Annotated in this window: 5 protein-coding genes; all 5 read left to right on the forward strand. The window is 69.6% G+C overall.

All coding sequences use genetic code 11. From position 1 onward, the window contains the following. Nucleotides 1–2: 2 nt before the first annotated feature. Complete coding sequence (locus tag PMI14_RS09420; RefSeq protein ID WP_007853219.1) at nucleotides 3–1,436, forward strand: sigma 54-interacting transcriptional regulator; 1,434 nt, start codon at nucleotides 3–5, stop codon at nucleotides 1,434–1,436. A gap of 182 nt (nucleotides 1,437–1,618) precedes the next feature. Continuing rightward, on the forward strand, nucleotides 1,619–3,187 hold the full coding sequence (locus tag PMI14_RS09425; protein WP_007853221.1) for a glucan biosynthesis protein G: 1,569 nt from the start codon (nucleotides 1,619–1,621) through the stop codon (nucleotides 3,185–3,187). Further along, nucleotides 3,160–5,190, forward strand: a complete 2,031-nt coding sequence (gene mdoH, locus PMI14_RS09430; RefSeq protein ID WP_007853222.1) for a glucans biosynthesis glucosyltransferase MdoH — start codon at nucleotides 3,160–3,162, stop codon at nucleotides 5,188–5,190. The genes PMI14_RS09425 and mdoH overlap by 28 nt, the downstream gene beginning before the upstream one ends. A gap of 252 nt (nucleotides 5,191–5,442) precedes the next feature. Next, entirely contained in the window at nucleotides 5,443–6,294 is an 852-nt protein-coding gene (locus PMI14_RS09435) for a C13 family peptidase (protein ID WP_007853224.1), read from the forward strand. Nucleotides 6,295–6,362: 68 nt separating this feature from the next. After that, nucleotides 6,363–7,241: hypothetical protein (locus tag PMI14_RS09440; protein WP_007853225.1), on the forward strand; the 879-nt coding region annotated here is incomplete at its 3' end.

Raw genomic sequence — 7,241 nt, forward strand, 5'->3', positions numbered from 1 at the left:
CCATGCCTCCAACCAGCAAGCCATCCAGCGCCCCGGCCAGCGGCCAGCACCGCATCCTGGTGGTGGATGACGACGCCGACATGCTGCGCCTGCTCTCGCTGCGCCTGAAAGGCGCGGGCTACGAGGTGATCGCCGTGGGTTCGGCCGAGGCGGCGCTGGCCCAGCTCGAGATGGCACGGCCGCAGCTGGTGCTCAGCGACGTGCGCCTGCCCGGCAAGGACGGACTGGCCCTGTTCGACGAGGTGCGCGAGCGCCACCCCTCGCTGCCAGTGATCCTGCTGACCGCGCACGGCACCATCCCCGACGCGGTGGAGGCCACCTCGCGCGGCGTCTTCACCTACCTGACCAAGCCCTACGACGGCAAGGACCTGCTCGAAAAAATCGGCCAGGCGCTGGCCCTGAGCGCCCCGGTGGTGGCCCAGGCGCATGCCAACGAAGCCTGGCGCACCGAGATCGTGAGCCGCTCCAACCGCATGACCGAGCTGCTGGCCGAGGCCTACATGGTGGCCCAGTCGGACGCCAGCGTGCTGCTGCTGGGCGACAGCGGCGCCGGCAAGGAGCTGCTGGCCCAGGCCATCCACCGGGCCAGCCCGCGCGCGGCCAGGCCCTTCGTGGCGGTCAACTGCGGCGCCATCCCCGAGGCGCTGCTCGAATCCGAGCTGTTCGGCCACGTCAAGGGCGCGTTTACCGACGCGACCAGCAACCACAAGGGCCTGTTCCAGGCCGCGGAGGGCGGCACCCTGCTGCTCGACGAGATCGGTGACATGCCACCGGCCCTGCAGGTCAAGCTCCTGCGCGTGCTGCAGGAGCGGGCCGTGCGGCCCGTGGGGTCGAGCCAGTCCACGCCCATCGACGTGCGCATCATCTCGGCCACGCACCGCGACCTGGAGGCCGCGATGGCCACAGCCCAGTTCCGCGAGGACCTGTACTACCGCCTCAACGTGGTGACGCTGGCGCTGCCCACGCTGGCCGAGCGGCGCGAGGACATCGCCCTTTTGGCCAACCACTTCCTGGACCGGCTGGCGCGCAAGTACGACAAGCGCCTGTCGGGCTTCGCGCCCGAGGCGCTCAAGGCCCTGACCACGGCCGCCTGGCCCGGCAATGTGCGCCAGCTGTTCAACGTGGTCGAGCAGGTGTGCGCGCTGTCCACCACGCCGCTGGTGCCGCTCACGCTGGTGCAGCGCGCGCTGCGCATCCCCTCGGCCCAGGTGCTGAGCTTTGCCGACGCACGCCAGCGCTTCGAGCGCGAGTACCTGGTGGGCCTGCTCAAGATGACCGATGGCAACGTGGCCGACGCCGCGCGCCTGGCCCAGCGCAACCGCACGGAGTTCTACCGGCTGTTGCAAAAGCATGCGCTGACACCCGGCCACTTCAAGAGCGACGCCACGCCGGACGAGGGCCTGGGCGATGACGTCGCCGATGAGCGACAGGAGTAAGTCGTTGATTTCAAAGGGATTGCCCAGAGTCGGCCATCCCCTTGTCGCTATCCGGCGACAAAAACCGGGCTTTTGGGGCTGTTTTGCTGCACCGCACATCTGCTTACAGGCCACACAACGCCTAAGCCGTTGATACACAAGCGTTTTTTCAAGCTGGCACAGGGTTTGCCCTATATGCCGGCATGGATGCTGTCTTTCCTTTCTTTTCACGCCCCTTGCGCCGCAGTGCTGCGACCGTGCTGGCGCTGTCAGCCTTGCTGGCGGCCAGCGTGGCGCAGGCCCAGGCGTTCGATTTCGAGAGCCTGACGAAGCTGGCACGCGAGCGCGCTGACAAGCCTTTCGTTGCTGCCAGCGACAAGCTGCCTGCCGATCTGGCCCAGCTCAACTACGACCAGGTGCGCGACATCCGCTACAAGCCCGAGCGCGCCTTGTGGCGCGCCGAGAAGCTGCCCTTCGAGGCCATGTTCTTCCACCTGGGCCTGTACCAGACACAGCCGGTGCGCATCCACGAGGTGACGCCCACCGGTACGCGCGACATCCCCTACAGCCGCGCCGACTTCGACTACGGCAAGAACACGGTGCAGCCCCAGGCCTGGGGCGACCTGGGCTTTGCGGGCTTTCGCCTGCACAACCACCTCAACGCGCCCGAGTACAAGGACGAACTGGCCGTGTTCCAGGGCGCGAGCTACTTCCGCGCGCTGGGCGCGGGCCAGCAGTACGGCCTGTCCGCCCGCGGCCTGGCCATCGACACGGTGGGCGGCAGCGGCGAGGAGTTCCCGCGCTTCACCGACTTCTGGCTGGCCAAGCCCGACGCCCAGGGCAAGCAGGTCGCCGTGTTCGCACTCCTCGACTCGCCCCGTGCCACCGGGGCCTACCGCTTCGACATCACGCCCGGGCCGCAGACGCTGACCACGGTGCGCGCGCGGGTCTTCGTGCGCGGCAATGCCGCCAAGCCCATCGGCACGCTGGGTGTGGCGCCGCTGACCAGCATGTTCTTCTTTGGCGAGAACCAGCCGCGCAAGCAGGACTTCCGCCCCGAGGTGCACGACTCGGACGGCCTGATGGTCGCCACCGGTGAAGGCGAGTGGCTGTGGCGCCCGCTGCAGAACCCGGGCAGCACGCTGGTGACTTCGTTCACCACCACCAACCCCAAGGGCTTCGGCCTGATGCAGCGCGACCGCCAATGGGCCAGCTACGAGGACGTCGAAGCCCGCTACGAGCGCCGCCCCAGCGCCTGGGTGCGCCCGCTGCACGACTGGGGCCCGGGCCGCGTGGAGCTGGTTCAGAACAACACCCCCGACGAAACGCACGACAACATCGTCGCCTACTGGGTGCCGGCCAAGTTGCCAGCCCCCGGCACGCCGCTCGAGTTCTCGTACGAGCTCGGCTGGCAGGGCGACGAGCAGCAGCGCCCGCCGGGCAGCTGGGTCACGCAGTCGCGCCGCGGCATGGGCTTTTCCAAGCAGAGCGCCCAGGAGCTGCGCCAGCAGGTGCAGTACGTGGTCGATTTCACTGGCCCGGCGCTGGCGGCCCTGCCGGCCGATGCCGCCGTGAAGGCCGTCGTCACCGCCGACGCCAACGGCAAGGTTCTCGAAAACGCGGCCTACCGCAACCCTGCCACCGGGCAGTGGCGCATGACCGTGCGCGTACAGCGCCAGCAGGCCGATCGCCCGATCGAGCTGCGCGCCTTCCTTCAACACGACAACAACGCTGTGAGCGAAACATGGACGCACATCATTCTTCCCGAGTAAGCCCGTTGGAGCCCCTCGCCCTTGAAGACCATGGCACCGGTCGCACGCAGCGCAGCACGCTGCGCGAGGAGCGCCACCCCAACTCCATGACCGCGCCGCCGCTCAACCGCGGCTCCATGGTGCCCCTGCCCTGGCGCGGTTTCTGGAACAGCATCGGCACCGCCTTGCTGCTGCGCCTGACCGGCCGCCCCGGCAGCGCCGCACCGGCCACCCCGGCCGGCCTGCAGCACGAGGCCTGGCAGGGTGCTGCCCAGCGCCGCCGCTGGACCTTTGCGCTGCTCACGGTGTTGAGCACCACGCTGGCCACGACCCTCTTCGCCGGAGTGCAGCCCGACTACGACAACGCCTGGCTGGGCTATGGCCAGATGGCGCTGTTCGCGCTGCTCTCGGCCTGGGTGGTCACCGGCTTCATGACCGGCATGATGGGTTTCTGGGTCATGCTGCGCGGCGACCGCCACGCGCTGTCGGCCAAAAGCGTGGCATCGCACACGCTCTCGCCCGATGCGCGCACGGCCATCATCATGCCGATCTGCAACGAGGACGTGGCGACCGTGTTCGCCGGCCTGCGCGCCACCTGCGAGTCGGTGGCGGCCACGGGCCACGGCACGACCTTTGACGTGTTCGTGCTGTCCGACAGCTACGACCCCGCGATTGCCAAGGCCGAGCGTGCCGCCTGGGAAGACCTGCGCAGCGCGCTGGCCGAGCATGCCCAGCAGCCTCAGGTGCAGGTGTACTACCGCCTGCGCACGCGCCGCAGCCACCGCAAGGCCGGCAACGTGGCCGACTTCTGCCGCCGCTGGGGCAAGGACTACCGCTACATGGTGGTGCTCGATGCCGACAGCGTGATGAGCGGCGACTGCATCGTCTCCATGGCCAAGCTGATGGAAGCCAACCCCAGCGCCGGCATCGTCCAGACCGCCACACAGGCCATCGGCCACGTCACGCTGCACGCGCGCGCACAGCAGTTCGCCTCGCGCGTCACCGGCCGACTGTTCACCCTGGGCATGCAGTACTGGCAACTGGGCGAGTCGCACTACTGGGGCCACAACGCCATCATCCGCATGGAGCCGTTCATGCAGCACTGCGCGCTGGCGCCCATCGCGGGCAAGGGCGGTATGTCGGGCGGCATCATGTCGCACGACTTCGTCGAGGCCGCGCTGATGCGCCGCGCCGGCTACCACGTGTGGCTGGTATCCGACCTGGTCGGCAGCTACGAGCAGCAGCCGCCGGACCTGCTGGCCGAGCTGCAGCGCGACCGCCGCTGGTGCCAGGGCAACCTGCAGAACGCCCGCCTGATGGCCGAGCCCGGCATCCATGCGGTGCACCGCTCGATGTTCGTGACCGGCGCCATGGCCTACCTCTCGGCCCCGCTGTGGCTGGCCTTCCTGACGCTGGGCACGGCCCTGTGGCTGTCGGGCGCGCCGGTGGTGGCCAACTGGCACATCCTGCCGGCCGAGCTGCTGGGCCTGTGGGGCTGGACGGTGTCCATGCTGTTCCTGCCGCGCATCCTGGGCGTGACCGCGGTCTTCATGCGCCGCGAGCAGGCGCAGTACGGCGGCGGCTGGAGCCTGGTCAAGAGCGCCGTGGTCGAGAGCGTGCTGGCCATCCTGCAGGCGCCCGTGCGCATGCTGGCCCACTCGCTGTTCGTGCTGCTGGCCATCACCGGTCTGGAGCTGCAGTGGAAGTCGCCCCCGCGCGAAGCCAATGCCGTGCCCTGGGGCCAGGCCACGCGCCAGCTCGCGCCCATGACCGCCGTGATCGCCCTGCTGGCCCTGGGCGTGGCCTTCGTCGACGGCAGCGCGCTGCTGTGGCTCATGCCCGTGGGCCTGCCGCTGGCGCTGGCCATTCCGCTGGCGGTGCTGACCAGCCAGATCGCGCTGGGCAAGGCGATGCGTGCGCAGCGCCTGCTGCTGATCCCCGAAGAGTCGTGGTCGCCACCGGTGCTGCGCCGCGCCTGGCTGCATGCCAGCCGCCTGGCACGGCCGGCCCTGCGGGCGGCATGATCAAAGTGTGACAAATGCCACACAAACACGAAGCCGGTGCATGCACCGGCTTTTTTCTTGTCCGCTACCCATTCGATAGCACCTGATGCTGGCTGGCCGTGAATGACAACGGAACCAGCGGCTTGGCCAGTCACCCAAACAGGCGCTGGACAGGCCACGGCACTCCCTTACGATACGCACGCCTCGGAACCCGCCGCGCACAAGGTGGCGGGTTCTGCCGATTGTTGTTGCCTTCCTGTGGACCTGCCCTCGATGCCATCGCTCCTCGCTCCCTGCGCCGCCAAGCGGCGCTTCTTCCACGCCAGTGCCCTGGCACTGGCCCTCGCGGCCGCAGGCTGCGCCGCGCCCCCCGCGCAAGTGGCCGAGACCCCGCCCCCCGTGCCCCAGGCCGCCCCCGAACCCGCGCCGCCGGCCGAGCCACCAGGCCGCATCATCTTTGCCGGCTTTGCGATGCACTCGCAATCCAAGGCCTTCCGCAACGACGTGCAGCTGGCCGAAAAGCTGGTCAGCGAGATCGACCCCAATGCCCTGATGCTGCGGCTGGCCAACCCGGCCAAGGACCAGAGCGCCGACTGGCCGCAGGCCACGGCCGAGAACTTCGCGCTGGTGATGGCCAAGACGGCCGAGGTGGCGCGCCCGCGTGACCGCGTGCTGCTGTTCATCTCCACCCATGCCAACCCCGGCCTGCTCAGCGTCAACGCGGGTGGCAAGAACCAGCAACCCATCACGCCCAAGATCCTCAGCGACGCCCTGGCCCCCCTGGCCAAGGTGCCCACGCTGGTGGTGCTGTCCGCCTGCTACAGCGGTGCCTTCATCGAGCCGCTGAAGGCCCCGAACCGCGTGGTGCTGACCGCGACCGATGCGCGCGGCACCTCGTTCAAGTGCCAGTACACCGGCAACCATACCCCGTTCGCCGAAGCCCTGTTCGGCCAAGCCGGTGCCGAGAAGCTGTCGCTCACCGACTGGATGGGCGAAGCCCAGAAATCCATCGCCGCGCAGGAAAAGCGCCGCAAGCTGCCGGCCTCCAAGCCCCTGGCCTTTGTCGGCGACGAAGCCAAGTCCTGGGCCGGCCAGCCGCTCAAGGACTGGCTGCAGGCGCCATAAGCGCCCGCACGCCCGCACGCCGGGTACACCGCCCGGCTTTCTCCTTCTTCCTCTTTTCGCTGCACACCATGCTGACTGCCACCGCTCCGACCCTGCACGCCACCCCGCTGTCCGGCCCCTTGCTGGACGCCTACCTGGACGAAGCCGAGGCCTTGTTCGAGGCCAGCGAAGAGGACAGCGCAGCGGACGGCCAGGGCGAGAGTGAGGAAGCCGCCCATGCACGGCGCATGCAGGCCCTGGCCGACATGCTGGGCCTGCAGCCGCTGCAGCCCGGATCGCTCGACGTGCTGCACCGCGTGCATGAGCTGTGGATGCAGGCCGGCCAGCCGGCGCAGGCCCTGCAGGCCATCGACACCCATGCCACCGCCCTGGTGAGCGAGCTGCCTGCCTCCGAGCGCCACGACGCGCAGGTGCACGCTGGCTTCGCCCGCACCCAGGCCTTGCGCGCCCTGCCCGAGCAAGCCGCGCTGCTGCGCCAGGCGCTCGACGCAATGGCGCGCCTGCTGGCCCAGCCGCCGCTGGACCAGCAGTCCGACCGGGCCTGGGAGCACCTGGCAGGCCAGGCCGAGCGCAGCCAGGACTATGGCGTCTGGCGCCGCTGCGCCGAAGCCCGCTATGCACTGCAGGTGGTGCAGCCCGGGCGCTCTGCCTACCGCGCCTGGGACGAGGCGGTAAAAGCCACGCGCCTGGCCGAAGTGGCCGCCGCCGAGGGCAACGCGGCGCAGGCGCGGCAGTTGGTGCAGCAGGCCATGGACCAGCTGCGCAACGCCGCCCCCGGGCAGGACGTGGACCACGAGGACTGGCTGAAGCTGGGCGAGCAATTCGTGGCCCTGGACCCGACGAGCATCGAGACCATCGTGCAGCAGATCCCGGCACGCATGCCCGCCGACCTGACCCGGCCGCTGCAGCGCGACGTCTCGGTGCGCCGCGCCCGCCTGCAGGCTCCC

The organism is Acidovorax sp. CF316 (assembly GCF_000276605.1).
Lineage (GTDB): Bacteria > Pseudomonadota > Gammaproteobacteria > Burkholderiales > Burkholderiaceae_C > Acidovorax.